Source organism: Microbacterium radiodurans (assembly GCF_008710705.1).
In the GTDB taxonomy this organism is placed as follows: Bacteria; Actinomycetota; Actinomycetes; order Actinomycetales; family Microbacteriaceae; genus Microbacterium; species Microbacterium radiodurans.
The window spans coordinates 1-26,423 of sequence record NZ_VYRZ01000005.1; the positions used below are offsets into that span (position 1 = coordinate 1).

General features: G+C 67.1%; 23 protein-coding genes. 15 read left to right on the top strand and 8 right to left on the bottom strand.

The window, feature by feature from the left end; translation table 11 throughout:
• Window positions 1-72: 72 nt before the first annotated feature.
• Window positions 73-1,383, top strand: a complete 1,311-nt coding sequence (locus tag F6B42_RS14365; RefSeq protein WP_150420440.1) for a UDP-glucose dehydrogenase family protein — start codon at window positions 73-75, stop codon at window positions 1,381-1,383.
• Between the two features lie 57 nt (window positions 1,384-1,440).
• Here F6B42_RS14365 and F6B42_RS14370 read toward each other — a convergent pair whose 3' ends face one another.
• The 3 genes from F6B42_RS14370 to F6B42_RS14380 form a co-directional block, all read right to left on the bottom strand.
• Window positions 1,441-2,925 carry a lipopolysaccharide biosynthesis protein gene (locus F6B42_RS14370; RefSeq protein WP_150420442.1) on the bottom strand — a complete coding sequence of 495 codons (1,485 nt, stop codon included), beginning with the start codon at window positions 2,923-2,925 and terminating at the stop codon, window positions 1,441-1,443.
• Between the two features lie 1,014 nt (window positions 2,926-3,939).
• Window positions 3,940-5,085 carry an acyltransferase family protein gene (locus tag F6B42_RS14375; protein ID WP_150420444.1) on the bottom strand — a complete coding sequence of 382 codons (1,146 nt, stop codon included), beginning with the start codon at window positions 5,083-5,085 and terminating at the stop codon, window positions 3,940-3,942.
• 208 nt (window positions 5,086-5,293) lie between these two features.
• Window positions 5,294-5,740 carry a hypothetical protein gene (locus F6B42_RS14380; protein WP_150420445.1) on the bottom strand — a complete coding sequence of 149 codons (447 nt, stop codon included), beginning with the start codon at window positions 5,738-5,740 and terminating at the stop codon, window positions 5,294-5,296.
• Between F6B42_RS14380 and F6B42_RS14385 the strand changes: the two genes are divergently transcribed.
• The 5 genes from F6B42_RS14385 (at window position 5,730) to F6B42_RS14400 (ending at window position 11,688) form a co-directional block, all read left to right on the top strand.
• Window positions 5,730-6,404, top strand: coding sequence for a hypothetical protein (locus F6B42_RS14385; RefSeq protein ID WP_150420446.1), 675 nt, complete (start codon window positions 5,730-5,732; stop codon window positions 6,402-6,404). The genes F6B42_RS14380 and F6B42_RS14385 overlap by 11 nt on opposite strands.
• A gap of 137 nt (window positions 6,405-6,541) precedes the next feature.
• Window positions 6,542-6,760, top strand: coding sequence for a hypothetical protein (locus tag F6B42_RS14390; RefSeq protein ID WP_150420447.1), 219 nt, complete (start codon window positions 6,542-6,544; stop codon window positions 6,758-6,760).
• Between the two features lie 111 nt (window positions 6,761-6,871).
• Window positions 6,872-6,961, top strand: a complete 90-nt coding sequence (locus F6B42_RS14395; protein ID WP_191089402.1) for an LPXTG cell wall anchor domain-containing protein — start codon at window positions 6,872-6,874, stop codon at window positions 6,959-6,961.
• Window positions 6,962-7,636: 675 nt separating this feature from the next.
• Window positions 7,637-7,795 (top strand): hypothetical protein, encoded by a 159-nt coding sequence (locus F6B42_RS14870; RefSeq protein ID WP_191089403.1) that lies wholly within the window; start codon window positions 7,637-7,639, stop codon window positions 7,793-7,795.
• 227 nt (window positions 7,796-8,022) lie between these two features.
• Complete coding sequence (locus F6B42_RS14400) at window positions 8,023-11,688, top strand: DUF5695 domain-containing protein (RefSeq protein ID WP_150420449.1); 3,666 nt, start codon at window positions 8,023-8,025, stop codon at window positions 11,686-11,688.
• A gap of 151 nt (window positions 11,689-11,839) precedes the next feature.
• Here F6B42_RS14400 and F6B42_RS14405 read toward each other — a convergent pair whose 3' ends face one another.
• A complete protein-coding gene (locus F6B42_RS14405) occupies window positions 11,840-13,441 on the bottom strand; it encodes a sensor histidine kinase (protein ID WP_150420450.1) in 1,602 nt (533 codons plus the stop codon).
• Window positions 13,442-14,002: 561 nt separating this feature from the next.
• Here F6B42_RS14405 and F6B42_RS14410 point away from each other — a divergent pair.
• Complete coding sequence (locus tag F6B42_RS14410) at window positions 14,003-14,515, top strand: hypothetical protein (RefSeq protein ID WP_150420451.1); 513 nt, start codon at window positions 14,003-14,005, stop codon at window positions 14,513-14,515.
• 75 nt (window positions 14,516-14,590) lie between these two features.
• Window positions 14,591-14,887 carry a hypothetical protein gene (locus F6B42_RS14415; RefSeq protein ID WP_150420452.1) on the top strand — a complete coding sequence of 99 codons (297 nt, stop codon included), beginning with the start codon at window positions 14,591-14,593 and terminating at the stop codon, window positions 14,885-14,887.
• Window positions 14,888-15,110: 223 nt separating this feature from the next.
• On the opposite strand, the gene F6B42_RS14420 is transcribed toward F6B42_RS14415, so the two are convergent.
• Both F6B42_RS14420 and F6B42_RS14425 read right to left on the bottom strand, forming a co-directional pair.
• Complete coding sequence (locus F6B42_RS14420; RefSeq protein ID WP_191089404.1) at window positions 15,111-17,159, bottom strand: BNR repeat-containing protein; 2,049 nt, start codon at window positions 17,157-17,159, stop codon at window positions 15,111-15,113.
• 142 nt (window positions 17,160-17,301) lie between these two features.
• Entirely contained in the window at window positions 17,302-18,300 is a 999-nt protein-coding gene (locus tag F6B42_RS14425; protein WP_150420454.1) for a LacI family DNA-binding transcriptional regulator, read from the bottom strand.
• 145 nt (window positions 18,301-18,445) lie between these two features.
• Between F6B42_RS14425 and F6B42_RS14430 the strand changes: the two genes are divergently transcribed.
• From F6B42_RS14430 to F6B42_RS14450, 5 genes are read left to right on the top strand one after another with little or no spacing between them, the layout of a single operon-like run.
• Window positions 18,446-19,732: an ABC transporter substrate-binding protein gene (locus F6B42_RS14430; protein ID WP_150420455.1), complete on the top strand. Its 1,287-nt coding sequence runs from the start codon at window positions 18,446-18,448 to the stop codon at window positions 19,730-19,732.
• A gap of 2 nt (window positions 19,733-19,734) precedes the next feature.
• On the top strand, window positions 19,735-20,709 hold the full coding sequence (locus tag F6B42_RS14435; protein ID WP_150420456.1) for a carbohydrate ABC transporter permease: 975 nt from the start codon (window positions 19,735-19,737) through the stop codon (window positions 20,707-20,709).
• Window positions 20,706-21,476 carry a carbohydrate ABC transporter permease gene (locus tag F6B42_RS14440; RefSeq protein ID WP_150420457.1) on the top strand — a complete coding sequence of 257 codons (771 nt, stop codon included), beginning with the start codon at window positions 20,706-20,708 and terminating at the stop codon, window positions 21,474-21,476. Before F6B42_RS14435 ends, F6B42_RS14440 begins: the two co-directional genes overlap by 4 nt.
• Entirely contained in the window at window positions 21,473-21,823 is a 351-nt protein-coding gene (locus F6B42_RS14445; protein ID WP_150420458.1) for an L-rhamnose mutarotase, read from the top strand. The genes F6B42_RS14440 and F6B42_RS14445 overlap by 4 nt, the downstream gene beginning before the upstream one ends.
• Window positions 21,820-23,559 (top strand): hypothetical protein, encoded by a 1,740-nt coding sequence (locus F6B42_RS14450; RefSeq protein ID WP_150420459.1) that lies wholly within the window; start codon window positions 21,820-21,822, stop codon window positions 23,557-23,559. The genes F6B42_RS14445 and F6B42_RS14450 overlap by 4 nt, the downstream gene beginning before the upstream one ends.
• A 37-nt stretch (window positions 23,560-23,596) precedes the next feature.
• Here the strand turns inward: F6B42_RS14450 and F6B42_RS14455 are convergent, their stop codons facing one another.
• Complete coding sequence (locus tag F6B42_RS14455) at window positions 23,597-24,484, bottom strand: MerR family transcriptional regulator (protein WP_150420460.1); 888 nt, start codon at window positions 24,482-24,484, stop codon at window positions 23,597-23,599.
• 294 nt (window positions 24,485-24,778) lie between these two features.
• On the opposite strand from F6B42_RS14455, the gene F6B42_RS14460 reads away from it, so the two are divergent.
• Both F6B42_RS14460 and F6B42_RS14465 read left to right on the top strand, forming a co-directional pair.
• Window positions 24,779-25,099 (top strand): hypothetical protein, encoded by a 321-nt coding sequence (locus tag F6B42_RS14460; RefSeq protein WP_150420461.1) that lies wholly within the window; start codon window positions 24,779-24,781, stop codon window positions 25,097-25,099.
• A gap of 342 nt (window positions 25,100-25,441) precedes the next feature.
• Window positions 25,442-25,936, top strand: a complete 495-nt coding sequence (locus F6B42_RS14465; RefSeq protein WP_150420462.1) for a pyridoxamine 5'-phosphate oxidase family protein — start codon at window positions 25,442-25,444, stop codon at window positions 25,934-25,936.
• A gap of 175 nt (window positions 25,937-26,111) precedes the next feature.
• On the opposite strand, the gene F6B42_RS14470 is transcribed toward F6B42_RS14465, so the two are convergent.
• A complete protein-coding gene (locus tag F6B42_RS14470; RefSeq protein WP_150420463.1) occupies window positions 26,112-26,336 on the bottom strand; it encodes a LuxR C-terminal-related transcriptional regulator in 225 nt (74 codons plus the stop codon).
• Between the last annotated feature and the right edge of the window lie 87 nt (window positions 26,337-26,423).

Here is a 26,423-nt window from a genome sequence, read left to right on the forward strand (position 1 = left end):
GTTTACACCCGCGTCACGGGAAGTTGGTATGAAGGGGTGTCGGTCCCGTCGGGTCCGCGGGAAGAGAGCACCATGCGTTTGTCGGTCATCGGTTGCGGTTACCTCGGAGCGGTTCACGCCGCGGCGATGGCATCGATCGGTCACGAGGTCGTCGGGATCGACGTCGACGAGAACAAGATCGCCTCGCTCTCCCGCGGGGAGGCGCCGTTCTTCGAGCCCGGCCTGCAGGAGATCCTGAGCGAGGGCCTCGCGTCGGGGAATCTCACGTTCACCACCGACATGTCCGCCGCCCGCGGCGCGAAGGTCCACTTCGTCGGCGTCGGCACCCCGCAGCAGAAAGACGGATACGCCGCGGACCTGACATACGTCAACGCCGCCGTCGACGCCCTCATCCCCCACCTCGCCGAAGGCGACATCGTCGCCGGCAAATCCACCGTCCCCGTCGGCACCGCCCAGACCCTCGCCGCCCGCGTCGACCCGACCGGGGCGACGCTGGTGTGGAACCCCGAGTTCCTCCGCGAGGGCTTCGCCGTCAAAGACACCGTCGACCCCGACCGTCTCGTCGCCGGCGTTCCCACCGGTGAGCCCGGAGAACGCGCCGCCGACATCCTCCGGCAGGTCTACCACCCGTCCGTGACCAAGGGCACCCCCTTCATCGTCACCGACCTCGCCACCGCCGAACTCGTCAAAGTCGCCGCCAACGCGTTCCTGGCCACCAAGATCAGCTTCATCAACGCGATGGCAGAGATCGCCGAAGTCACCGGCGCCGACGTCACCACCCTCGCCGACGCGATCGGCCACGACGCCCGCATCGGCCGCCGCTTCCTCGGCGCCGGCATCGGCTTCGGCGGCGGCTGCCTCCCCAAAGACATCCGCGCGTTCTCCGCCCGCGCCGAAGAACTCGGCCGCGGCGAATCCGTCGCGTTCCTCCGCGAGATCGACGCGATCAACATGCGCCGCCGCGACCGCGCCGTCGACCTCACCGTCGCAGCCCTCGGCGGCTCCGTCTTCAAGAAGAACATCACCGTCCTCGGCGCCGCCTTCAAACCCCACAGCGACGACACCCGCGACTCCCCCGCCCTCGACGTCGCCGTCCGCCTCCACGGCCTCGGCGCCTGGGTCACCGTCACCGACCCCGAAGCCATCGACAACGCCCGCCGCATCCACCCCCAACTGAACTACGTCCACGACCGCGACGAAGCCCTCCGCGCCGCCGACGCCATCATCGTCGTCACCGAATGGGACCAATACCGCCGCGAACTCCACCCCGAACACGCCGCCACCCTCACCACCGGCCGCATCGTCATCGACGGCCGCAACTGCCTCGACGCCACCACCTGGCGAAACGCCGGCTGGGACTACCACGGCATGGGACGCCCCTGACACAGCAGCGCGCGAACGCGGGGACAACTGGCACGCGCCGCCCTGTCGGCATCAGGGCTAGCGGCGCTTACGAATACGTCGCGCTGCGTCCCACAGATCCCCCATATCTCGGCGTACCGAGCCGAAGAGCAGAAATACACCGGTCAGATAGAGGGCAATAACGAGTACCAGCACCAGCAGCTTTACCCAAGGGTTCCATCCGGGCAGCACCCACCACGTCAGGGGAGCGGTCACCGCAAGCAGCCCGGCGTAGACGGCCAGTGGTCGAAGCGAGATCCTCACCAGCGGCCTGACTTCGACGCCGGTCTTGGGTACGGCGAAGACAGTGTTCAACATCCACATGATCGCTTGGCCGGCGGACGAAGCCACAGCTACCCAGATTGGTCCGAAGAACACTCCCGCGACCATCAGCACGACCATGATCGAACGCCCGACGATGCTCCAACGCAATTGCAAACCCGTGTATGCGCGCGAAAGGAAGATCCAGTAATACGAATATCCGATTGCCTGAAAGACACCGCCGATGGCGAGAACGGCGAAGATCGGCTTGGCTTCATCCCAGTTCGGTCCGAGCAAGATCTCGATTGCCGGGTCGGCGACCGCCGCGAGCAGGAAGAACACGCCGCCGAACGAGTACGTGAGAATGAGTTGCGCGCGCTGGATGTAAGCCTCGTAGCGCGGATCTGCCTGCAGTCTCGAAAGGATCGGCAGAGCGACGCGCGTCATCGGAGCCGCGATCTGTTGCAACGGCAACCGGAATATCTGGTAGGCGCGGGTGTAGATGCCGAGTGCCGAAGCGCCCCAGACGCGGCCGATGAGTACGTTATCGAGGTTCGACGTCGTGTAAGTGATGAGCTGGACGCCAAGCGTGTTGATGCCGAACGTATAAAGAGACCTCATCTGCTGATGTCGCCGCGGTAGTCCGGGAACCCAACCGGCGGCAACAACGAGCACAGCAAGCGTCACGAGTGCCACGCCGATCTGCTGCGCGACGAGTGCCCAGTACCCGCCGCCCGAGAGGGCGATTGCTATAGCGAGTGTCAGTCCGACTGCTTGCGCCGCGACATCTGCTGACGCCAGCCATTTGAACCGCAGACGCCGGGACACCTCGGCGCGGAACTGCGGAGTGAGTGCGTTGATGAGGAAGGTGACCGCTACAGCCTGCGTGACGATGACGAGCTCGGGATGTCCGTAGAAGGCGGAGATCGGCTGCGCCAGGAGGAATACGCCCGCAGACGTCACGATGCCGACAGCGACGTTCGTCCAGAACAGATTGCTCCGTTGACCCTGACTCAGCTCTTGCTTCTGTATGGCTGCCATCGATAGACCGAAATCACCGAGGATGGATGCGACGCCGACGATCGCCATCACCATCGCGAACAGACCATAGTCAGACTGCGTCAGAATCCGCGCAAGGATTGAGACCGAGGCAAGCTGGATGGCGAAACGCAGCACTTGCCCGCCAAGCGTAGCGGCGGCACCTCGCGCTGCACTGTCGGCGAGACTCAGGACGACACCGCCTTGGCGGAGCCGGTGCGCCACTGCACCGAGGGCCTAGGCATGTTCAAAGGCCACACCAGCCCCCGTACGGCGTTAACCACATTGATCTCCAGCCCGACCTCCGCTGGCCCGGCGAGTTCCGCTCGGTTTCGTCTCGTCGCGCAGCGCGTTGATGCCTTCATCTCATGCGGTTGGTCCCCCATAACCAGAATCTTCCCACGCCCTATCGACGGCGCCACCTCCGAGGTCGTCGCGCGCAAGCTGTGGACGAGCGCGAAGTTGTCGGATCGTCCGTCCGGTGGGCGTCGAGTCGAGTTCGCCTGAGACCCGCTGTCCGGGGCGTTGCCGCAGTGGCTCACGGTGGGGACGGCGTCGACCAACACAAGCGAGCCGACGATCGGCCGTTCAAGGTCGGAGGCTCACGCCCAGCCCGCGCCCGCCTATGGCGGGTCCACGAAGCGGGTGGCGCCGGTGTGCTACATCACCCCGGTGGAGATGCCCCGACGGATGGTGCAGGGGTTCGCCCTCTTTACCAGCACCCTGGTCGGGCACAACGTCGGGGCATGGGACTACGTACCGCCAACTATGCGCCGCGCGAGCACGCGGAGTTTCAAAAGCCCCGGACGTTGAGCAGTATCTGCTATCCGCAGACGCGGTGGAACTATGCACCGGAAAGCGATTCCGTGCCCGCGGCCTGTCGGCAACAATATCGACCGGGCGCGTCATCGCGTGTATGCGCTGCATGACAGGCGTTCGAAAGCGAGCAACGAATGCGTTTCCAGCGGGTTCGAACTCGAGGTCTTGTGCCACTGTGCGCGACCACGCAGGGAGGTGCCCGGCTCCATTCGAAGCTCGGCCGTCGGCTCCCAGTGAGAAGGGGGCTCTGAGGACTAGCATCACCAGTCGCGCCCAGCGCTTAGTCATCAACCCGAAACCCGTGAACGTTTGCGACCGGCGCCTGTCGAGGCAGTGCTTATGGAGCCTCGCATGACATAAGTTTTTCGGAGAGCTCGAGATCCTCATGCTCAGCGTCATGGCACGCGACGTGCCCCCGCATTATGCACGCCCCTTTTCGCGCATCGCGGGGCGCTCAGTCGAACCTCGCAGTATTCGCTCGGCCGGCCGTTCGATCGTGTAGTACAAGGCGGCAGCGATAGCTATCGCGACCACGACGAACGCGGCGTCTGCAGCGACGCGCGAGCCGAGCGGAGCTTCTTTCAGGCCGGGCGCGTAGTGCTCGACGCCCTGTGCGAGGAGCCAGTGCGTGAGGTAGAGCGCGAATGACCATTCGCCCAGGAGTCGCAGCGGGCGGGACCGCAGGATGCCGGGACGGCTCTGCAGGTCGGCCGCCGCTGCGACCGCGATGAGCCAGAGGATGACGGGCAGCAGCAGAGCGTCTTCGATCCCGTGCCCCCAGTCCTGGCCGAGTACCCGTTGACCGGCGAAGACGGCAATGTACGCCGCGGTCATGGCGACCACCGGGATCCACATTGAGGTGCGCGGTCGCAGCCCAACGGTCATCCAGTGCGCGAGCGCGCAGCCTGCGATGAACCCGAGGAACCGGAACGGCGGGAAGACGTAGAGCAGGAATCGAGACGCCTCGCCCGACTCGGTCGCGATCGTCACGATGATCGCGATGACGAGGTTCAGAACGACGGTGCCGATCGTCAGCTGAGCGACTCGACGGACGCTGAGTCGTCGGATGAGTGGGATCACGAACGGGAACACCGCGTAGAAGAGCGCCTCGCAGGCGAGGGACCAGCTCGGCGCATTCATACCGAAGTAAATGTCCGAGTCCGGCACCCATGACTGCACGAGGAGCACGTTCGTGAGCGCCTCCGCGGGGGAAAACGACGACCCTATGACGATGAGAACGAGGATAGAGATGATGAACGTCGCCAGATGCAATGGATAGATCCGCGCGAAGCGCTTCCGGTAGAACCTGCCGAGCGTGTCGTCCGGCTTGTGCGACCACGTCAGGATGAATCCGGAGAGCGCGAAAAAGAAGCCCACCCCTGCGGTGCCCATGAGCGTCAGCTGCGACAACCCCGGTATGGGCGCGACGTCGCGCGTGATGTGATGTAGCACGACCACGAGAGCAGCGAAGAAGCGGAGGGACGTCAACCGGTGAAGGTAGATCCGGGGCTCAGGCACCAACGGATTATGGCAGGTTGCCGTTTCACGTATTCGACGAGCTGACACACGAGAGCCCCCGAATCAACGGGGGATCGTGGGTTCAGGGGCCCCAACTCAATGGGCTGCAGTTCTCCTGGATTTGCGACTGTATACCCACCCTCGGACGCGCCACTAGTACGGCACTGATCGAGAACTACAACGCCCCGGCGTCCCTCCATGAAGGAACGGGCACCGGGGCGTTCTTGTCATTGACGGGAGCGCCCTCCGCCGACGGCTACTCCCGGATGATCCAAATGCGGTCGCTGACGGCGGAGTCATACAGCGGCGGGTCGGAGACATCACCGTCGTAGCGGAACTGCACGGGGTAGTACGTCCCCGCCTCGGGAAGGTTGTCGACGGTGATCGGCCATAGCCGCTGCGCGTGGTCGCCGGGGTAGACGTGCTCGTTGAGTAGCATGGTGCGACGCGTGTAGGGATGGTCGCGGTCGGGGTCGGGTTCCCAGCGCGGCTTCGAGAACGCCGATGCCGACCTGCCGCAGACGGGCCTCGCGGCCGCCTTCCTTCCGCTCGCGGCATTCGGCCTCGCGCTGTCGGCGATCGGCTTCGGTCTGGTGCTCTTCGCCGTGCTGTCCCGATCTCGCCTGCCGTTCATCGTCCGGATCATCCTCGGCGCCGTATGCGGCGGTATCGCGGCGCCGGTTCTGGCAGTGATGACGTTCACGTCGCCGTTCGTGAGCGGCCTCATCGCCCTCGTCGGTCTCGTCATCGCGGCCGTGCTCCGCAGAGCACCGTCGACGCGAGCGTGGACGAACTCGCGCGTCCCCGCGCGTCAGCCCCATCCGCGGCCCCGCGCCGCCCGGCTTGCGGGCATCGCTGCGCTCCTCGTGGGATCGCTCGGTGTGGCCTGGGCTTTCACGGGCGAGGCTTGGTCACCCCTCGGCGGCAACTCCACGACCGCCATGCGCCACGGCATCGTCGTCCTCAGCCTCAGCACCCTCCCCGCCCTCGTCGGTCTGGGGCTGGTCGCAATCGGCCGCTTCTCGGTGAAGCGGCGCGACGTCTGGATCCCGGTCAGCGCCGCCGGCGTCGGATTCTGCCTGCTGGCACTCGACTACCTCGTCACGACCGGGTCGGGCGATATCGGTCCCCTCTGGGTGGCAGCGGCCGCCTCGATCGGGGTAGCGCTGGGCTGGGCGGTCGCCGCGTGCACGCCGATCTCGCTCGCACTGCGGATCGCCGTCGGCGCTGCGACGGCGGCCACCTACACGGTGCTCATGGGGATCACGCTGACTCCGATGCTCGTCTTCAGCACCCCGATCGTCGGACTCCTGCTCATCATCACCCGACGGCGGCGGGCGGTCTCGGCCGCGCCGGTGGTCGCGTGAACGAGACGATGGGCGTTCACCCGACACAGTCATCGTGTCGGCCCTATCCGGGTGGCCGGAAGCAGAAGGGCACGGCGGTGATCACGACCAGGGGAGCAGCCGGCGGCGCGTCAGCAGAACAACAGGCATTGGTCGGCATGGCTCGGACGCGCCTCGCCCAATTCGTCGCGTGCCGAGACCGTCACGTCGACGCGCTGGCGCTGCTCACCGAAGCCGCTCTGCACGACGCGATCGCTGACGGAGTGAGCATCGACCGGCTCGCCGCCGAGCTGGATCTCAGCCCGCAGACGCTCGCCTCGATCCTCACCCGTGACACGACGCTCCGCGAGCTCCACCCCGTCAGAGCCGGCGCGTAGTCACCTCATCGACCCACCGGCATCCCGACGACGAAGGATGTCGAGCTCACGGGGTACCGTGGCAGGCGCACGCCCGCCGACCGACACCTGCGTCACCGCTAGGGGGCCATCGTGGACACCAGCATCTTCTTCATCGTCGCGCTTCTCGCCGTGGCACTTATCGCGACAGCCGCCGCATACGGACGACGCCGCAAGCGCTGAGGGCAGACCAGCGAATCACGTTGGCGACGACGGCGTCTCGCTCGTCGGCTATTCGCACGCTCGTCAGCGCACCGGCATCCCGATAACAAACGACACACTCGTCTTGCGTCCCCGGCGGCGGCCGGCTTCGATCACCCCAGTGGTCGCCTGAGCGACCCGGCGAGCGCGCGGACACTCAGCATGCGGTCGACGCACGAGTACCTCGGCTACCGCTGCCGACCTCCCGAAACTGATGACGGTTGCTCCGAAAATCGATCCGATACCTGACACGAGCGGAACACGCTCAGCGTGCACGCGGACGACGAGCGCCGACACGATGGCATGCGTCGTTCGGATGGAAACCGGCCACTGCGACAGGGCGGAAGGGCGAAGACGGCCCGGCGTTTCGGCGCGACCGCGCTGATGTGCGACATCACGGGCTGCCCTCGCCGAGCGCAGCCCGTTCACCATGCTGCGGCTCACACTTCCCGAAAGCCTTTCTGAAACGGTTTCGGCCGTGATCGTCCGCGCTGAGAATTCCTCTTGCACCGGTACCGAAAAGCCTTACGATCTCTTCAGGCTGTGACCGCGTTCCCCGCCGCACGGGGGCCGGAGGCGCCGACCGGAGGGCCGCGAAGCGCGAACCTTCCCCACCCGGCCGACGATGCACCCGCTGTCGGCGGACAGGAAGCAACGATGCTGCAACGCGATGGTCACCGTCGGATGACGGCGATGCGAGCTGTGCTCACGCCCGGTCTCGTCGGCGCACCGGTGGCGATCTCGACGCTCGACTACCCGACCTTCCGGGCCAGCGGCGCGCGACGCCCGGCAGACAGCCGTCGAGGCGCTCATTGAGCAGAGCCGACCCCGCACCGACCTCACCACCGACCCTCCTACAGCAAGGAAGCCCTATGAGAACCGCTCCATTATCGAGATCCCTCGCCGTTGGCGCAGCGGCCGCCATCGTGCTCGGGTTGTCCGGGCCGGTCACCGCGTCGACATCCGCCGTCGGAGCCGAGCCCACCGCGTGCGCCCCGGGAACGAACTCCGCCGCGCGGGTCAACGCCGCGCTGAGTGCCACCGTGTCGGCCTCTCAGACCGCCGCCTGGAACAACATCAACGCGGTCAAGGACGGCGCACAGGTCTTCACCGGTGATCGCAACGCCGATGTCTGGGCCACGTGGAGCCCCGACCGCCCCGCGCAGCAGTGGCTGCAGTACGAGTGGTCGGAGTCACGCACCCTGCACAAGGCTTCGATCGCCTTCTGGTCGAACAACGCCTCCGACACCGCCGGCAACGACGTCACCGTCCCCCGCGCGTGGAAGCTGCAGGCCTGGGTCGACGGCGCCTGGACGGACGTCGTCCTGCAGGGCGACGCCACCTACCCGCGCGAGCGCGAAGCGGCCAACACCGTGACCTTCGCCGCCCCGGTCGAGACGACCAGGCTGCGCGCGCTCTTCGAGGCGACGACCGATGGACAGACGTTCGCCGCCGTCGGGGTCAGCGAGTTCGAGGTCGAAGGCGACCCGACCCGCACCGACGGCACGGAGTGGCTGAGCTCCGACTCCTTCACGGTCGGGGTCAGCCGGCTCACCGGCGGCCTGTACAACCTCGTCAACGCGAGCGACACGAAATACTGCACCAATTTCGTCGCGAACCCGCAGGTGCGTCCGGAGTTCGACGTCGACGACTCCCGGTGGACGGGCGACGTCGTCCTGCGCGCGGATGGTCGCGACCAGGTCACCGGCCTGTCGGACGACACGCGGGAGGTGTCGCGAGACGGCGACGCCATCACGGTGACCTACGACAGCCCGTCGGCGAACCCGAACGGCGTGCGGTCGGTCAGCCTCGAGGAGCGGTACGAGCTCACCGGCGCGGACGACGAGATCCTCGACTGGTCCCTCAAGCTCGGCAATCCCTCCGCTGCACCCGTGGAGGTCGAAGACCTCGGCCTGCCGCTCCTGATGAACGCCTGGTGGGACGGCGGCAACCAGACCGGGATCTACGAGCAGAACGTGTCTCGACACTCGTTCGTCGCAGAGGACGGCTCGTACATGTTCTGGCAGCGTCCCAACGGAGAGGGGCCGTACCTCGTCATGGTCCCAAAGGACGGGACCACGCTCGAATTCAAGGACAAGGTCCGCAAGGGCGAAGGCGTCTTCGGGGAACGCACCCCGTCGTTCGAGGGACTCCCGACCTACTTCATCCACTCATCGCACGTCGGACCGACCCGAGTCGCCGCGGAGCGCGCGGCGCAGTACCTGCCGGCATCCTCGGTCACCCTCGCCCCCGGCAACGAGCAGTCCTACGGCTTCGAGTTCCGCTGGGCCGACGACTACACCGATCTGCGCGACGTCCTCTTCGACGCGGGCGTCGTCGACGTCGTCTCGCTGCCCGGAATGACCATCCCCCAGGACACGAAGGCGACCCTCGCGGTCCGGGCTCGCGACGGCATCGAGTCCGTCACCCCGGGCGGCGGACTCGGCAGCGCCGGTGACGACGCCCGCATCGCCCCGACCGGGGAACGAAACGGCTACGAGCTGTACGAGATCGAGTTCCCCACACTGGGCGAGAACTTCGTCACGGTCACCTACGCCGGCGGCAAGACCTCGGTCCTGCAGTACTACTCCATCGAGCCGATCGAATCGCTGATCGAGGCCAACGCGTCGTTCATCACCGAGAACCAGCAGGCGCGCGAGCCGCAGCGAGGATACGACGGCGCCTACCTGCAGTGGGACATGCGTTCCCAGCAGCAGGTGACGCGTTACAACCTGAACGAGACCGCGATCGCCGGGATTCCGGAGTTCGAGCTCCGATGGATGACCGGCGGGTCCGACGACATCGGACTCTCGCCCGCAGCGTTCGTCGCCGAGAAGAACGTCACCGATCCCGACGCCGCCGAAGTGGCATCGCTCGACTACTACATCGACAACTTCCTCCTCGGATACCTTCAGAACCAGTTCCAGAACGGCGAGCGCACCTGGAACCTCTACCACTGGTACGACGGCGGCGACGGCGACCGACCCGCCACCGGCCGCGACGACGGCACCAGCCCGGATGTAGGAGACGGACTGGCCACGTGGCGGGTGATGAACTCGCCCCACGTGTGGAACACGTACTGGGGCATGTACCGCATCGCCGAGGCGCACCCCGACCTGGCCGAGCGTCCCGCCGCCGAGTACCTCGACATGGCGTACCGCACCATGAAGGCGTACTTCGAGCACGACGACGCCCGACTGTACCTGCCCGACGCGTCGCGTCACCTGGCATCGATGGGCGAACTGACCATGCCGCTCATCGAAGACGCCCTGCGCGCTGCCGGCCGCACGGCTGAAGCCGACACGCTCCGCGGATTCTTCGCCGAGAAGTACGAGCACTTCGCCTCGCTGAAGTACCCATTCGCCTCGGAGATGAGCATCGACACCACCGCGTTCGAGGCGAACTACACGCTCTCGAACATGTTCGGCGATGAGGACCTTGCGCGGAAGGTCACGCTGGCCTCGCTCGCGGCGCGCGGCAACCAGCCTCTCTGGTACTACTACGGAGGCGACAACCGCCACATGGGCGAGTCCTGGTGGAACCTCGGGTACGAGACGCAGCTCGGCGCCTGGCAGCAGCAGGAGTACCTGCTGAACCACGACCTGGGGGCCGCGGGGATCGATGCAAGCGAGCTGGCCCGTTCCACATACGGGGCGTACTACGCCGGGTGGGCGAACATCAACAGCGGACAGATCAGCGCCGACCCCGCCAACATCGGCGCAGCCTCCTGGCAGTTCCAGAGCCAGAAGGGTTCGACCGAGTACGGGTGGATCCCGAACATCGACGGCTGGTGGTCGTGGTCGGGCGAATCCGCCCTCGGGTTCTGGGGCGCGCTCAACACCGCGTCGGTGAACGTCGTCGACGACAGCGCCGTCGGGCTCTACGCCTACGGCGGAGACGTCGAGGCTCAGGCCTCCGGATGGCGCATCACGCCGAAGGACGGCGTGCGTCAGCGGCTGGTGATCACGCCCGCGGGCAAGCTCGGCGTCTCTCTCGAGAACGCGAAGTACAGCAGCGCGACCGTGGCCGCAGACCTGTCGAGCATCGAGCTGGCCCTCGACAAGCCCGAGATCGCCGGCGCGACCCCCGAGGTCATCGTGACCAACCTCCCGGCCGGGCGATACGTCGTCCGTGACGGAGACGACGTGGTCTCGACCGTCGACGCCGCTGCCCTCTCGGCCGGTGTGCAGATCGAGCCGCGCGACAGCGGCCGCACCCTGTCCATCACGCGCGAGCAGGCCGGTGCCGACGTGCAGCCGGGAAAGCCGAGCATCTCGGGCGCCGCAGCGGTGGGCGAGACGCTGACGGCTCGTGCCGGTGACTGGCAGCCGAGCGATGCGACATTCTCGTATCAGTGGCTGCGAGACGGTGCGCCGATCGGCGGGGCCGAGTCTGCGACCTACGTCGTCACGTCGGCGGACCGCGGGCACAGCCTGAGCGTGCGCGTCGTGGGCCGTTCGGCGACCGGTGCGGAAGCCTCCGCTACGAGCGACTCCGTCGCCGTGCCGTCAGGGGATGCGGCGGCGCCCTCCGTTCAGCCGCAACCCGCCGGCGGGAGCGGCGATCGTCCTCGCGACGCCTCGAAGCTCGCGAACACAGGTGGCGAGGGTGGATGGATCGCGGCGATGGCGGTGATCGCCGCGCTGCTGCTCGGTGCGGGCGCCCTCCTCCGGAAGCGGAGGCGGGACAGCGTGATCTCGTCGCGATGAGGCTCAGCTGAGCCCCGGCCGGTCAGCTGAGCTGACCGGCCAGCACGCTCGTCCCCGTCGCCTTCGACACCGAAGGCGGCGGGGACGCGTGCGTTGCCGCCTCGTGCTGCGGAAGGGCGCCGCATCGACGATCTGCGCCATTCGCGCGTCGTCAGGCCGCCGGCATCCCGATGACGAACGCCACACCCGACGGCGTGTTCGAGACGGTGATGGCGCCGCCGCTGGCCTTCATGATGTCTCGGCTGACGGAGAGACCGATGCCGGTGCCCGCTACGGCGTTCCTCGCGTTGGCGCCGCGGTAGAAGCGGTCGAAGATCCGCGCGAGGTCTTGCGGCGCGATGGGCGTGCCCTCGTTCGCGATCGTGATCTCGACGTACGGGTGCGAGACCGCAGCCGTCACCTCGATCAGCCCTCCGGGTGGTGAGTACTTCACCGCGTTGCCCAACACGTTCGCGAGCACCTCGAAGACGCCGTCGCGATCCCCCGCGCCCGACAGCTCGGTCGGCAGGTCGACGACCCACTCGCGCGCGGCACCGTCGCGCGTCCCCCGCAGCACCTCCACGCTGACCTCCACCATCTCGCGCAGATCCAGCTGCTCGATCTTCACATCGAGGATGTCGCGCATCCCGTTCAGGAACGACGCCGACAGCGTCACCAGATGCTCGGCGTTCCGGGCGATCACCCGGAGCGAGTCCTCCGCCTCGGGCGGCACTCCCTGGGCGTTGATGAGATCGACGTAGCCGATGATCGAGGTCAGCGGCGTGCGCAGCTCGTGCGCGAGGGTCGCCATCGCGTCCTCCCGCTCGCGCCCGGCGCGCACCACCTCGGTCACCTCCTGCGCGATGAGCGCCGAGCCCAACGGCGATCCGTCTTCACGCATGAGCTGATGCCCGCTGACGAGCAGAGCGGACTGCGCGCCCGGCTGCCCCGCCCAGACGAGCTCCGCATCGACCGCCTGACCGTTCAAGAAGCGTCGGATCGGCAGATCTTCCTCGGGCACGAGCGTCGCCTGATCCGCGCCGAACGTCAGCGACGCCGCGCCGGCGGCCGCGTCGTACCCGCCGATGTCGGCGAAGACGCGGAGTCGCTCGTTCGCGATCAGCGGCTCGCCCCTCTCGTCGAGGATCAGAACTCCGGCGTCGACGGTCTCGGCGAATGCCTGCACGATTTGCGACAGCCGTTCGACCTCGTCGAGCGCCGCGCTCCGCTTCGCGATGGCCCCATCCCGTTCCTCGTTCGCGCGCAGATAGCGGCGGGCCAGCACGTACCCGATCACCGCCGCCAGCGGGATGATCACCGCGAAGCTGAGCGCCGACGCCCACTCGCTCGCACCTCCACCCCGCACCAGGACGGGGGCGAACGCAGCCGCGTACGAACCGATCAACGCGATCACGAGCCCCGGTACTCCCCCGACCATCGCCAGCCAGACGGCCGGCACGATGGCCAGCGCGGCGAATGTCTGCAAGGCGGGATAGAGCGCGACCGAAACGAGCGCGATGCCGGCCAGGTCGAGCACGGCCGGACCCGCCTGCCAGCGCACCTCGAGCCGCTCCCAGGGAAGGGCGAGGCTCGCAACGGTCGCCGCCGCGATCAGGGCGATGCCGGCGATCAGGGGTGGGGCTTCCGCGGGGAGGCCGAAGCCGGCCGCGACCGCGAGGATGAGGACGGTCGCCACCGTGACCGGCGACTGGGTGCGGATGAAGAGGCGGAGGCGCCCCGACGGCTCCGTCGCGACAGCGATCGTGTGCGGCATCGTTGCACCCCCTCTTGCGAGCGTAGCTTTCGCAATGCGGATGGCCGGTGCGTTTCGGGAACACGACGGAGCGGGGCGTGAAAGGCCTCTGCTTCTTCGGCCTGATCGGGCGGCTCGAGACACCGTTCGGCGAGGTGTGCGAGGTGCGAGGCGCGAGGTGCGAGGTGTGAGGTGCGAGGTGCGAGGTGCGAGGTGCGAGGTGCGGGCACGACGTGCGGGCGCGAGGTGCGGGCCGCGATGCAAGGCATCGGGCACGACGCGCCGAAGCGGATGCCGCTCAGCCGGCGCGTCTCGGCGGATCCCTTGCATCGCGGCCCGCGGCGCGGCACGATGCCCGGCGTGGCCGCCGAGCCGGCCGCATCCTTCACCCAGGTGCGAATCGGATGACAGTGCCGAGCGACGAACGCGTCGACCTCGTGCGCACTGCCGCGAATGGCGGTCTCGCGGCTTCCGAACGGACAGCTTCGGCAGGTCTGGCGTGTCACGGCGAGGAAGCCGCGGCATCCGTCTTCGCCCGTCGCTACGCTCGGCGGGTCCGGAGCCAGAATGAAGGAGACCCCGATGCCGCGCCACACCGCGCTTCCCCTGATCGCGCTAGCCCTCGCGAGTGTCGCGCTCACCGGCTGCTCGAACTCGACGGCACCCGAATCGGATGCAGCGACGACGGCCGCCGTCGAACCGTCCGCGTCCGCCGCCACCGAGACGCCCGCAGCCGAGGCGAAGCCGTTCGCATTCAGTTCGAACGTCGACCCGGCCATCGTCCTCACCGGCCCCGACGCTCCGCAGACCGGCTTCCCCGACGGTGTGGCGGTTTTCGCCGCGGACCAGATCGGGCCTGCCGCCGTGGGCGAAGCCGACAACGGACAGAAGACGTACGAGGCCTTCTTCTCCGGCGACGCGGCCGCAGCCGTCGCCAGCCTTCAGGCCGCCTACGCCGAACTCGGTTACACCGCCACGGCGCCCGCGGCCGAAGGAGCCTCCCCGACGTCGTACTCAGACGAATACATCGTTACCTACTTCACCGACAACCTCCCGAGCGGGGCGGGCTACTCGGTGATGATCTGGGCGCGCTGACGTCCACCGAAGAGGGGACAGCGGCCCAGGGCTCCGCGGGCGTACCGTCGGCGTTCTCGACAGTAAGGAGCTCCAATGACGAAGACCCTGAAAGCTCGACTCGCTCCGCGGAAGGCTGCGCTCGCCGTTCTGGCGACGCTGATCCTTGCGGGTGGCACCTTCGGCGCGGCGGCACCCGCCCAAGCGGCCGAATGGAAGGTCGAGAGCACACGTTCCTATTGCTACGGCGGCAGCTGGGGCCAGCAGTGCTACAAGGAGACCACCTGGAAGCGCACCTCCGGGTTCTGCGCGAAGCCGGCCGGCAGCCTCACGGGCGGCCTCCTGGCCTGGTACTCCTACTGCTACAAGACCACGACGACCCGCACGAAGTAGGCGGCGGATGCGACGCCCCGACTCTCGACCGAGAGAGCCGGGGCGTCCGTCTGTCCGCTGCCCGATGCGGGTGGCCGGTGCGTTTCGGGAACACGACGGAGCGGCGCGTGACGGGCCTCTGCTCCTCCGCCCGCCGCAAACCATCGCGTGGACGAGGTGCCCAGGCGTGAGAATGGGTGGCCGCACGCAGTCGTGTCGGCCACCCAATCAGGTGAGGTCCGGGTCATCCGAGCGTGATGATCGACAGCGGAGTGCCGTTTTCTTTCGGGTACTCACTGTCGGGACGCGGCTTATCGAGGTTCGACTTCGCGGACTCCCACCGCATGACGTAGTTACCGCCGCCACCATCACCGGCAATCTGAGTAATCAGATCCCATGCTGGGTTGGTGTTTCGGACCGTCGTCACCTGGGAGGGGTGGGATGGCGGAGTCGGCACCTCGGCGTGCGGCGTCAGGTTCGCGTTCAACACGATCGTGCGCTGAGACCCGAGGCAGCCGAAGGGAAGAGCGATCCGACCGTCCGGCAGCGACGAAGGACGGCCGAGAGTGATGTCGTTCTGCAACGAACCGCCGCCGCCGAAGTCCCACCGCCCCGACCACTGGGTGACCTGCGTCTTGGTCCAGGTGGAGCCCGCGGCCTTGGCGACGTAGAGCTGACTGTTCCCGGCCGCGTCGTACTTGTGGTACGAGATGATCGGCACGTTGCCGGCGAATCCTTGCACCGCGAGTCCGTTGAGCAGGCCCTCGTAGATCGGCACGTCGTCGACGACCACCCCGGGCTGGTTGTACTTCACCGGCAGGGTGATGGGCGTGCCGGCAAGGGTCTCCCAGTTCACAAGGTCAGGGCTCCGCATGTAGGACAGGCGGCTGTTGGTCGCGGCATCCGGCGTGTCTCGCCACACCCAGGTCACGTGATACATCCCATCGGGGCCCAGGCGCGGCTGCCCACCGGTGTAGGCGCTCCGCTGCCCCTCTCCATCGAACAGCGGGCCGTCGATCAGCTCAGACCAGGCGTTCGTGGCGTGGTTGTACCGGTAGTAGTAGTTGACCCCGTCTCCGCTTCCTCCGCTGCGGAAGGTGAAGATCAGGCCGCCGTTCTTGTCCTTGATGAAGGTCGGATAGGTGACCTTCTGCTCCTGTGCCGGATCGACGAGCGAGGCGACTCGGGCCAGAGACTGCACGTTCCCGGGCGTACTCGTCTTCCAGTAGTTCAGCGGCACACCGTGCATGTTGCCCGAGACGTGAAGGTTGCCGTTCGGGTCGAGCTGCATGGTCACGTAATTGTGACTGTCATAGCCGATCTCGGTGTCGAGGACCTTTCGCGACCACGTCGTCGAGGGAAGAGTCCGCTTCGCCACGACGAGCTCGTGATGGACGTTGTAGTAGGCGACGTACTGGTCGGAACCGTTGGTGAGCAGTGCCTGACCGACCGGGTGCGAGGCGAGGGCTCTGTCGACGACGGTCTCGCTCACGAAGACAGGCGTCTGATTGGGGAGCGTGTACGAGCTTCCGGCTGCTGGAGTGCACTGGAGCGCAGCGGGTGGGGCCGGGGCCACGGCCGCCGCACTGCTGGTCTCGATCGAGAAGTTGTCGTAGACCCCCGTGCCATCCAGGGAGTAGAGAGCTGCCTTTCCGCCGTACAGCTGGGGCGCAGCAAAGCCCGGGTACGCCGCCTGCTGGAGGAAGACCTGACCGTTGATCGCCAGCGAGGCGCTCAACCGCCCGGTGGTTCCAGCCGAGGAGAGAGACATCGTTACGGTGTCGCCCTTTTCGAACTTCGCGAGTCCGGATGCGATCTGACGGGCGGTGCTGCCGTCGGATCCCGTCAGCTGCATGACCTGCCAGCGCCCACCCGTGTCATTCGCACCTCGTCCGATGCGAAAGACGTAGGCGTTCTGGGTGCCGTTGGCCTGCGTCGACACGTTCGTCGCGATGCCGTTCCACGTCCGGTCTCCCGTGGGCACCGTCACATCAGCGGTGACGATGTACTTGTTTCCCAGCGTCACCCCGTTCTGGATGGCCATCTGATCGGTGGGACCACCGTTCGCAACGAGAGTCGTCGGTCGCGCCTGACCGGAGTTGATGCGCCAGGTGCCACGCGCCTCGACCCAGTTCTGGCCCAGGACCCCGTTCGCGCGTGAGAACGAGTCCGACCACGTCGTATCGATCGGGGGACCCGCTACGGCAGGGCTGGCCGGGGCGGTGATCAACCCGGCGATGACGACGGTCGCCGCAGCGACCAGCTTCCACCGGTGCCCACTGCGTCTCTGCACGTCATGAGTCTTCATACGCTTGTCCCTTCGTCGCGACAGTGTGATTGGCAACGGAACAGTTGAATGCATTCAACGTCGCCGCGCACAGTGAAGCACACGACGGGCGGTCCAACAAGAGGGGTCAGCGACCCGACGGCTCACCTCAGGTCGTCTGTCGCACCTGCAGCTGCGGCTTGAAGAGACTGTGTCGATGAGCGTGATGGGGGTGACGAGCGGTCTCCTCGAGAAGGAGGCTCATCGCCTCCATCCCCATCTCACGGCTGGGCTGACGGACGGAAGTCAGAGCGGGCGAGAGGGCCGCGGCATACGGGATGTCGTCGTACCCGATGACCGCGACGTCGTCGGGAATCCTCCGCCCCGACTCGACGAGCGCCTGAATCACTCCGAGAGCCATGAGGTCGTTGGCCGCGAACACGGCGGTGATCCCCTCGAGCTTGCCCGACGCCGACATCCGCTCGATCGCCTGTCGAGCGTCGGCGGCGGAGAATGCGCGAGTCCGCTCGAGCGTGGCCTCCACGCCGAGTGACCGTGCGGCATCCATCGCGCCGTCGATGCGTGCGCGGACCTGCTGAATGCGGGCGGGCCCGCTCATGACCAGGACGCGTCGATGGCCTCTCTCGACCAGGTGTTCCATGGCGGTACGCCCGCCCTGCGCATCGTCCACGGCGACAGAGCAGTAGTCATCGGCATCCCGGGCGTCCTCGACGAGCACCACAGGGGTGCCGAGCGCGCGCAGCTGCTCCAGACGGTCATGGGTGACGGCGGCGGGCGCGAGGATGACTCCACTCACGCGCTGCTCGAGGAACAGCGAGATGTAGGCGGCTTCCTTCTCTGCGCTCTCCTTCGTGTTGCCGAGAGTGACGGTGAGACCAGCCCCTGTGGCCACGTCTTCGACGCCTTCGATCAGCTCGGTGAAGAAGGGGTTGCCGATGTCGAGGACGAGCAGCCCGACGGCGCGTGAGCGACCGACGCGGAGATCCCGCGCCGCGGTGTTGCGGACGTAACCGAGCTCGGTGACAGCAAGTCTGACCCGCTCGAGGGTGCCTGGCGCGAGCACCTCGGGGCGGTTGAAGAAGTTTGAAACAGTGCCCACGGACACGCCGGCGAGCTGCGCCACCTGTCCGATTCCGACGTCTGTCATTGCCGCCTCCGCCTCCGAAGCCCCGCTGCCGCAAGGCGCTGATCCGGATGTGTGACTCGAATTCTATTCCCCGGTGGCGCGTTCTGTGATTGAATGCATTCAAGACGGGTCAGCCGTTTCCCTCTCACAATGAAGTCGAGGAATCATGAAGCGATACTCCTGGGGCGCCACCGTGGCGGCGGGCGTCGTAATCCTGGCAGGCTGCTCTGCCGGCACCGACTCGCCGGCTGCGGTATCGACGGATGCACCGACGGGCGAACTCCGATACGAGAGCTGGACCCCCACGGAAGTCACGTTCGACAGCGTTGTCGCGGCGTTCACCGAAGAGAATCCCGACGTCGACATCGTCGGAACGCTGTCTCCGTTCGAGGACTATCAGACCGCTTTGCAGACACAGCTGCGCAGCGGACAAGGCCCCGACGTGTTCGTCGTCCAGCCGGGTGCCATGCTCAATCAGTTCGCGCAGTACATCGAGCCGGTCGATTCCTACGCGGAAGCATTCGACGGCGCCGATTGGCGAGAGCGGTACAACGCCGAACCGCTCGAGCGGGCGTCGGTGGGCGATCAGACCCTCGGACTACCGGTGGGCTACGGCGTCGCGGGCTTCCTCTGGGTCAACAACACGATCCTCGAAGAGAACGGCCTCACAGCGCCGACGTCGTACGACGAGCTGAAAGAGGTGTCGGCGAGCCTGCGGGATGCCGGGATCCAGCCGATCGCGTTCGGAGCGAAGGACACCTGGCAGGACGTCGACTACTACCTGGCCCTGGCCGCCGCGCTCGATTCCGAGGCCCTCTACGCCGCGATGGGCGGCGACGGCGCCTGGGATGACCCCGAGCTGATCGAGGCGTTCGCCGCATGGAAGACGATGTTCGACGATGAAGTGGTGCAGCAAGGCGCCGCGGGCGCGGCAACCTACACCGATACGTACGACCTCTTCACCCGCGGCGAGGCGGCCTTCTTCGCCAACGGCAGCTGGAACCTCGACATGTACCGCAACTCGCTCGAACTCGTCGAGGCGTACGACATCGACGTCATGCCGCTGCCGGTTCCGGGAACGACCGACACCGCACCGATCACCGGTGACACCGCCGTGGTCGTGGTGAACAAAGACAGCAAGAACAAGTCCGCCGCTTTTCAGCTCGCGAGGTACATGAGCAGCGGAGAGGGCGCCCAGATCCTCACCGACGCGGCCCTGGACTTCCCCGTCACGGTCGACGGCCCCGCTCCTCAGGGACTGCCCGAACCAGCGCAACAGGCACGTACGACGATCGAGAACCTCATCGCTGAGGATCTCGCCGGATACCGTCAGGTTCCCTCGCCGTCGGTCAACACCGCTCTCGGCGACGCCCTTGTCGGCCTCATCTCATCCGACCTGACTCCCGAAGAAGCCGCGAGCCGCGTGCAGGCGGCCGCCGACGAGGCTCAGTAGCGATGTCGGCGTCGACCGTCACACGCAACGCGACAGCACCGCCCGCTCGCATCGCACCCGCTCCGGCACACCGGCGGAGCCGCCGCCCCGCGCACGACCTCGAAGCGCGGTGGCGGCGGGGATGGATCGGCCCGGCGCTCGTCCTGCCCGCGGTCCTCGTCTTCGCGGTCTACATCGCCTACCCCGTGGTCGCCAACGTCGTGACGAGCTTCCTCGGCAACACCGAGATCGACCCGGCACTGCGATTCGTCGGACTGGACAACTACGAGTGGGCACTCTCGAATCGGGCATCGCTGCTCGCGTTTCGAAACGTCGCGATCTTCGCCGCGCTGACCATCCCCATCCAGATGGGACTGGGACTCCTCCTCGCCGTCGGACTGCGAGGGCCGGGCCTTCTGCGGACGGCGATGCGCACGCTGCTCTTCTTGCCCGTGGTGCTGACACCGGTGGTCGTGGGCTACCTCTATGCCGACCTTCTCGAAGCATCGAACGGTCCCGTCAACGGAGCTCTGCGAGCTATCGGTCTGAACGTCCTGGCGCAGAACTGGCTGGCGGACCCCGCCCTCGCGCTGCCCGTGGTCGCGCTGGTGAACGTCTGGATGTGGACGGGCTTCAGCATGGCCATCTACCAGGCCGCCCTTACGTCACTCGATGACGAAGTGCTCGAGGCGGCCGCCCTCGACGGCGCGGGCCGAGCGCAGACGCTCTGGTACGTCATCGCCCCAATGCTCCGACCCGCGCACTTCTCCCTGCTGATCCTCGGGATGATCGGCACGCTCAAGACGTTCGACCTCGTCTACGTGCTGACCCGCGGTGGCCCGGACAACGCGAGCCAAGTGCCGACCACACTCCTCTTCCAGACCCTCCTCGACGGTCGCGACGGCCGCGCGGCAGCCATCGGCACCATCGTGCTCCTCGCGGCGCTCATCGTCACGGTCGTGCAGCTGCGCCAATACCTGAAAGGCGCCCGCGCATGACCGGCGGTCGTATCGCTCTGACCGCGATCGCCGCCGTGACGGTGCTCTGGATGCTGCCGCTCATCCGACTCGTGACCCTCTCGCTCGAAGGCGACGGCATGGGCAATTACGTCGACGTCGTGCAGAGCGAAGGACTCCTGCGGTACCTCGGCAACAGCGCTCTCGTGACCGGCGTGACGGTGGTGCTCGTTCTGGTGTTCGCCTCCGCCGGAGCGTTCGCGTTCAGCAAGCTGCGTTTCCGGGGCCGCAACGTCATCTACGCGATACTGCTCACCGGCCTCATGATCCCGGTCGCTGCCATCCTCGTTCCGCTGAGCGAGATCCAGAAGGCCTTCGGGCTCTACAACACCTACCCCGGGCTGATCCTCCCGTACACGGCGCTCGCTCTTCCGTTCGCGCTGATCCTGCTTCGTGGTGCGTACGACGCACTGCCGGATCAGCTTCTCGAGGCCGCCGTCGTGGACGGGGCCAGCACCTTCCGCGCGTTCGTGCGCGTACTGCTGCCGCTGACCAGTCCGACGCTGGTGATGGTGGGCATCTGGACGTTCCTCAATTCGTGGAACGAGTTCCTGCTGGCACTGCTGTTCATGTCGGCGCCCGACATGCGAACCGTCACCGTCGTGCCGGCGAGCTTCCAGCTGGCATTCTTCGTCGACGTCCCCAAGATCTTCGCGGCGCTGGTCCTCATCCAGCTGCCGGTCGTGCTTCTTTACGCAGCCCTGCAGAAGAAGTTCGAATCCGGGCTCACAGCGGGGGCGGTGAAGTGACCGATAAGGCCTGCTTCCTCCTCCGCATACGTCCCGAACATCTTCCGGAGTACACGCGCCGCCATGCCGATCTCTGGCCCGAAATGCGTGCCGCGCTCGACACGGCCGGCTATCGCAACTACTCGATCTTCGCCGACGAGAGCGGCCTCCTCGTGGGCTACTTCGAGGCCGACGACACCGCGCGAAGCGCGCAGCGCATGGCCGCGCACCCCGTGTCGACACGATGGAGCGAGGACATCGGGTGGATGTTCGTGTCGATGGACGGCGCCCGCGACACGCGTGACGGCCACCACTGGCTTCAGCGAGTGTTCGACCTCGACGCGACACGGTCGGCGGTGCGTTCATGACCCTCGCGACTCGACGGATCGCCGTGCTCGGCACCCCGTCTCGCCCCGAGGCGGATTGGTCGACCGACGCACTCCGCCGCCTCCGAGCGGACGGGTTCACCGGCATCCAGCTCAACATCGCCTGGTCGTACCGTCCGCTCGACGAGCCGCTCTCGCTCGAGGACATCATCTCGGTCGACGGCGCCCCGGAGTCGAGAGCCGATCCCGATACCCCCCGCTCGCAACGCCGTGATCAGATGGCTCGCCGAGCGGAGGCCGCACATGAGGCGCACCTGCGGACCTTTCTCCACGTCGGTCTGCCCTATCAGGGGCGCGCAGGCTTCGAGGGGGCCGGGCTTCCGCAATGCATCTCGGACCCGGACGTACTCGACCGGTATGTCGACGCTCTCGGAGACCTGACGGATGCCCTGCCGCACCTCGACGACCTCCTCATCTACACCTACGACCAGGACGCCTGGCTCTGCAGCGAGTTCGAGGGATGCCCGAACTGCGCCGGTGTCGCGCTCCCGGACAGGCTCGTTCCGTTCCTCAACCGGCTCGCGAGCGCCTGGCGCGCCAAGCGGGCAGACGGGCGTCTGTGGTGGGAGCCGTGGGAGCTCACCGCGGGCCAAGCCCTCGCCACCGTCACCGGGCTCGATGGCGACACGATCGGCCTGATGGTGCACAGCAACATCGGCGAGGTGATGACCACGGCACCGGCGGACGTGTTCCTCCACAACATCGCAGCCGTGGCCTCAGCTCGCGGCATCCCGGTCGTAGCTGAAGTCTTCCTCTCGTCGTCGAACGAGGAAGTTGAGCCGTGGCGTCATCTTCCGGTGCCGCTCTGCACGATTGCGCAGCTCCGCGCGATCAACGCTGTGCCAGGAATCACGGGGGTCAAAGAGTACTTCGGACTATCGTCGAGCGACGACGACGTGAACACCGTCGCTGCCGTCATGCACCTCAACAATCCGGAGTCCTCCGACCCCGAGATCCTCGCTCGCGTTGCCGACAGGTGGGGGCACGACTGGTTGAGCGGATTCTGGACGAAGACGTCGGCGGCCTATCGCCTCTACCCCTGGGATCTCTCGTGGTTCACCCGGCAGCTCGGTCACAGCTCCCCCGCCCACGCGCTGACAGCCGCAACCCTTCGGGGTACGCAGACCGCGGCCGCCGCGTGGGACACTCCCGCGTGGCGAGCCTCGCGACGTGGCGTCTTCATCCGCGTGACGAACGAGCCCCCGCACCCGTGGCAGCTCGACGATGCGCGGCATCGATTCCGACTTGCCGCTGACGTCATGCGTGGAGCCGTGGACCTCGCCACATCGAGACTCGCCCGTTCGGCGCGGGGTGCTGCCGCCGAGCGCATCGAGCACCAGGTCGTCGACGCAACCCGCTTCGTCATCCGATGCACCGCCTACGAATGCCACATAGAAGAGACGCTTCTCGCAGCCCGCGCCCGCACCGAGGAAGACCCCGCGGTCAGATCGAGGATCCTCTCGCAACTCGACCTGACTCTCGCCCGCGACATCGAGAATGTGCGGCATGAGATGCGGCTACCCGCGCTGTCGACGGGTCGACCCCCTACTCCCCTGCAGCTGGCGGAGAAGTGGGTGATCGAGCTACCCGTGACTGCTGAACCCTTGAAGGAGGCTCGCCGAGAACTCCTCCGCGATCCCGACGGCTTTCTGTCTCACTACTTCCTCGAGGGGCCGCACAGCGCGCCCGCTGGGCAGTTCAGTCTCACCTCGGCGTGATGGTCGCAATCACGCCGAGGTGAGACTCGACGCGCGCTCATGCGAGGAGGTCGAAGACGTCCTTCGGCGAGGCGTCCGGCGCGAACATCGAGATCGCCCGCACGCGTCGCCGCGCCGAGTGGGCGACAGCGCCGCTGCCGTGCTCGGCCAGGCGGTGCGCGAACGCGATCGTTGCGAGATACGACAGAGCGGTGTCGGCGATGCCCTCGTCATCCAGGACCCCGGTGGTCGGCAGCGAGTAGACGTGCTCCTGGCGCTCGGGGAGGGTACCCGTCGAGACCGTCGCGGCGGCGGCGCTCACGGATGACAGGGCCGTCTCGACGCGCGCCCGCTCCGACTCGGCGACAGGATGCGAGACCCGGTGCGCGAGCCGCATGCAGGGATCGGCATCCTCTGTCGACGTCGTCCACGATTCCTCGGCGAGCTCGATGTCGTGATCGCGCAAGACGGCGAGGAAGGTCTGATCGAGAGCGGGCAGATCGGTCGCCATCGCGGTGAACGACGTCTGCGCTCCGTCGGGATCCGACGGCACGGCGAAGAGGATGTCGACGGCGATCCAGTCCGCCGCGGGAGCTCGCTGGATATCGAGTTCGAGCGCATGCGGGTCGCCGCCGCTCACCCGCTCCGCGAGGTCGATGTAGAAGTCCTCCATGGCCCGGCGGATCGACAGCCGGGCCCGGTGGTCGTCGAATTGGTCGCGGCGCTCACTCACCAGATCGCCGAGTCCGATGTTCGCTCGGCGGAGGAGGTCGAGCGTCACGCCTTCGCGAACCTGCTCGAGGCTGTACGACCGGTAACCGCTGTTCGGGTCCACCGCGACCGGCTCGAGAACGCCCCGCTCGCCGTACAGGCGGAGCGCCTTGGCGGACAGCCCGGTCATCGCCGAGAAGCGTCCGGCGGAGAAGGAGGTGGTGTGATCGGTCATGTCGTCAACTGTGAGCTACGCCCCAAGGGCGAAGTCAAACGCTCGCATCGCCGGGACAGCTGACGAAAGCGAAGGCGAGGCCGAGCTGCGCGTGTCACGGAGCCTCGGCCCGTCTCATAGGCTTCGGAGATGCGCCGATACGCCGTGATGAGCTTCGCCGTCACCACTCTTCTTCTTGCTGGCTGCTCAGCCACAGAGCCCGCGGAGCGGACCGGAGCTCCCACCGTCTCGGCGCCTGTGCCGACGACGCCAGCGACGGAGCCGACGCAGGAACCGCCGGCGGAACCGCTCGACTTGACGGGACCATGGCAGCAGACCAACTCGAACTCCCCCGACTCTTACCAGCGGGCCGTCATCACCGAGAACACGATCAGCATCGACTGGGTCAGTGATGCTGAGGCGATGACCGCCGTCTACTGGGTCGGCACGTACGTTCCGCCGAGCGAGCCCGGTGATGCGTACACGTGGGACTCGCAGAACGACACGACGCAGACCGAGAACGCGCTGATGGCGTCGTCGGACGCGACGAAGACCTTCACCTATCAGGACGGCGTGCTCAGCTACGAGCTCACCGCTGTCGGGGTGACCATGACCGTTCAGATGCAGAAGCAGTAGCAGAACACTCTGATCGGGATCGATTACGCGCGCTCTTCGGCCGTCGCCCTGGGCTGGTTGATCTCCCAGGACTCCACGGTCACGCGCGGAAGCCGCTCGAACCCGCTCCACATCGATTCGGTGTCCCCGTCGGGACCGTCGGGTGCGCACCCGGCACGCGGGGCTCGACCACCGGCACCTCGCCTCGGCGGGATCTGACGGTGCGAGCGGAGCCCCTGCGGTTCGGGCGGCGAGACGGCATCCGCCGTTCTCTGTCAACTGGGCTGACGGGCGACGAGGTCAGGAGGAGCGTTGACCCACGGCCCGATCGGGCCGGCTACCTCGACGGAAGGAACGACCGACATGGCATCGAACTCGGACGGACGCGAGAAGGTCGCCCAGCTCGTGGAGCGCGCGGAATCCGCGATGCTGACGACGATGACCCCGGACGGCGACCACGTCAGTCGTCCCATGGCCGTCCAGGAGGTCGAGTTCGACGGCGACCTGTGGTTCTTCACCTACGAGGATTCCGACAAGGTCGCGCAGATCCGGTCGGCCCCGAGCGTCAACGTCTCATTCTCGAACGACAAGAAGAGCGAGTGGACCTCGATCTCGGGCACGGCCGAGGTCGTCCACGACCGCGCGAAGGCCGAAGAGCTGTGGGCGAAGCCCCTCGAGGCCTGGTTCCCCGACGGCCTCGACACCCCCGGGCTCACCCTCCTCAAGGTGCATGCCCACCGCGCCGAGTACTGGGACGCGGCCACCAGCAAGGTCCGCCAGCTGCTGGGGATGGCGCAGGCGATCACCCGGGACGACCCCGACGAGTTCCCGGCCGAGAACAAGACCGTCCCGCTCTGAGGCTGCCGGCTGGGTGCGACGACGTACCGCGATGCAAGGCATCAGGGTCGACACGCCGCAGCGGATGCCGTTCGGCCGGCGTGTCGCGGGGGATGCCTTGCATCGCGGCACAGGCTGCCCGCCGTGAGATCTGCCGATGCCTCGCCGGGCGTGGAGCAAGCCACGGGTACGACGCTCAGATGAGTCCGAGACGCACAGCTCTCACGACGGCCTCGATGCCGGTCTCGACGCCGAGGGTCTCGCACGCGCGCTTGACCCGACGGCGGATCGACCGCTCCGAGAGATGCTGGCGGCGAGCGATGACGTCCAACGTGCGCCCGGCGGCGAGGTCCTGAAGCACGAGGAGGTCCTGCGGTGATAGCGCCACCCGCTCGGCTGTCGCGTCGACGACGCTCTGCATCGACCCACACGGGCACGGCGGACGGGGCTGAGGTTCGGGGGTCGATGTGGGCATCGCGACCTTCGGGGGGATGGGGTCCTGTTCTAT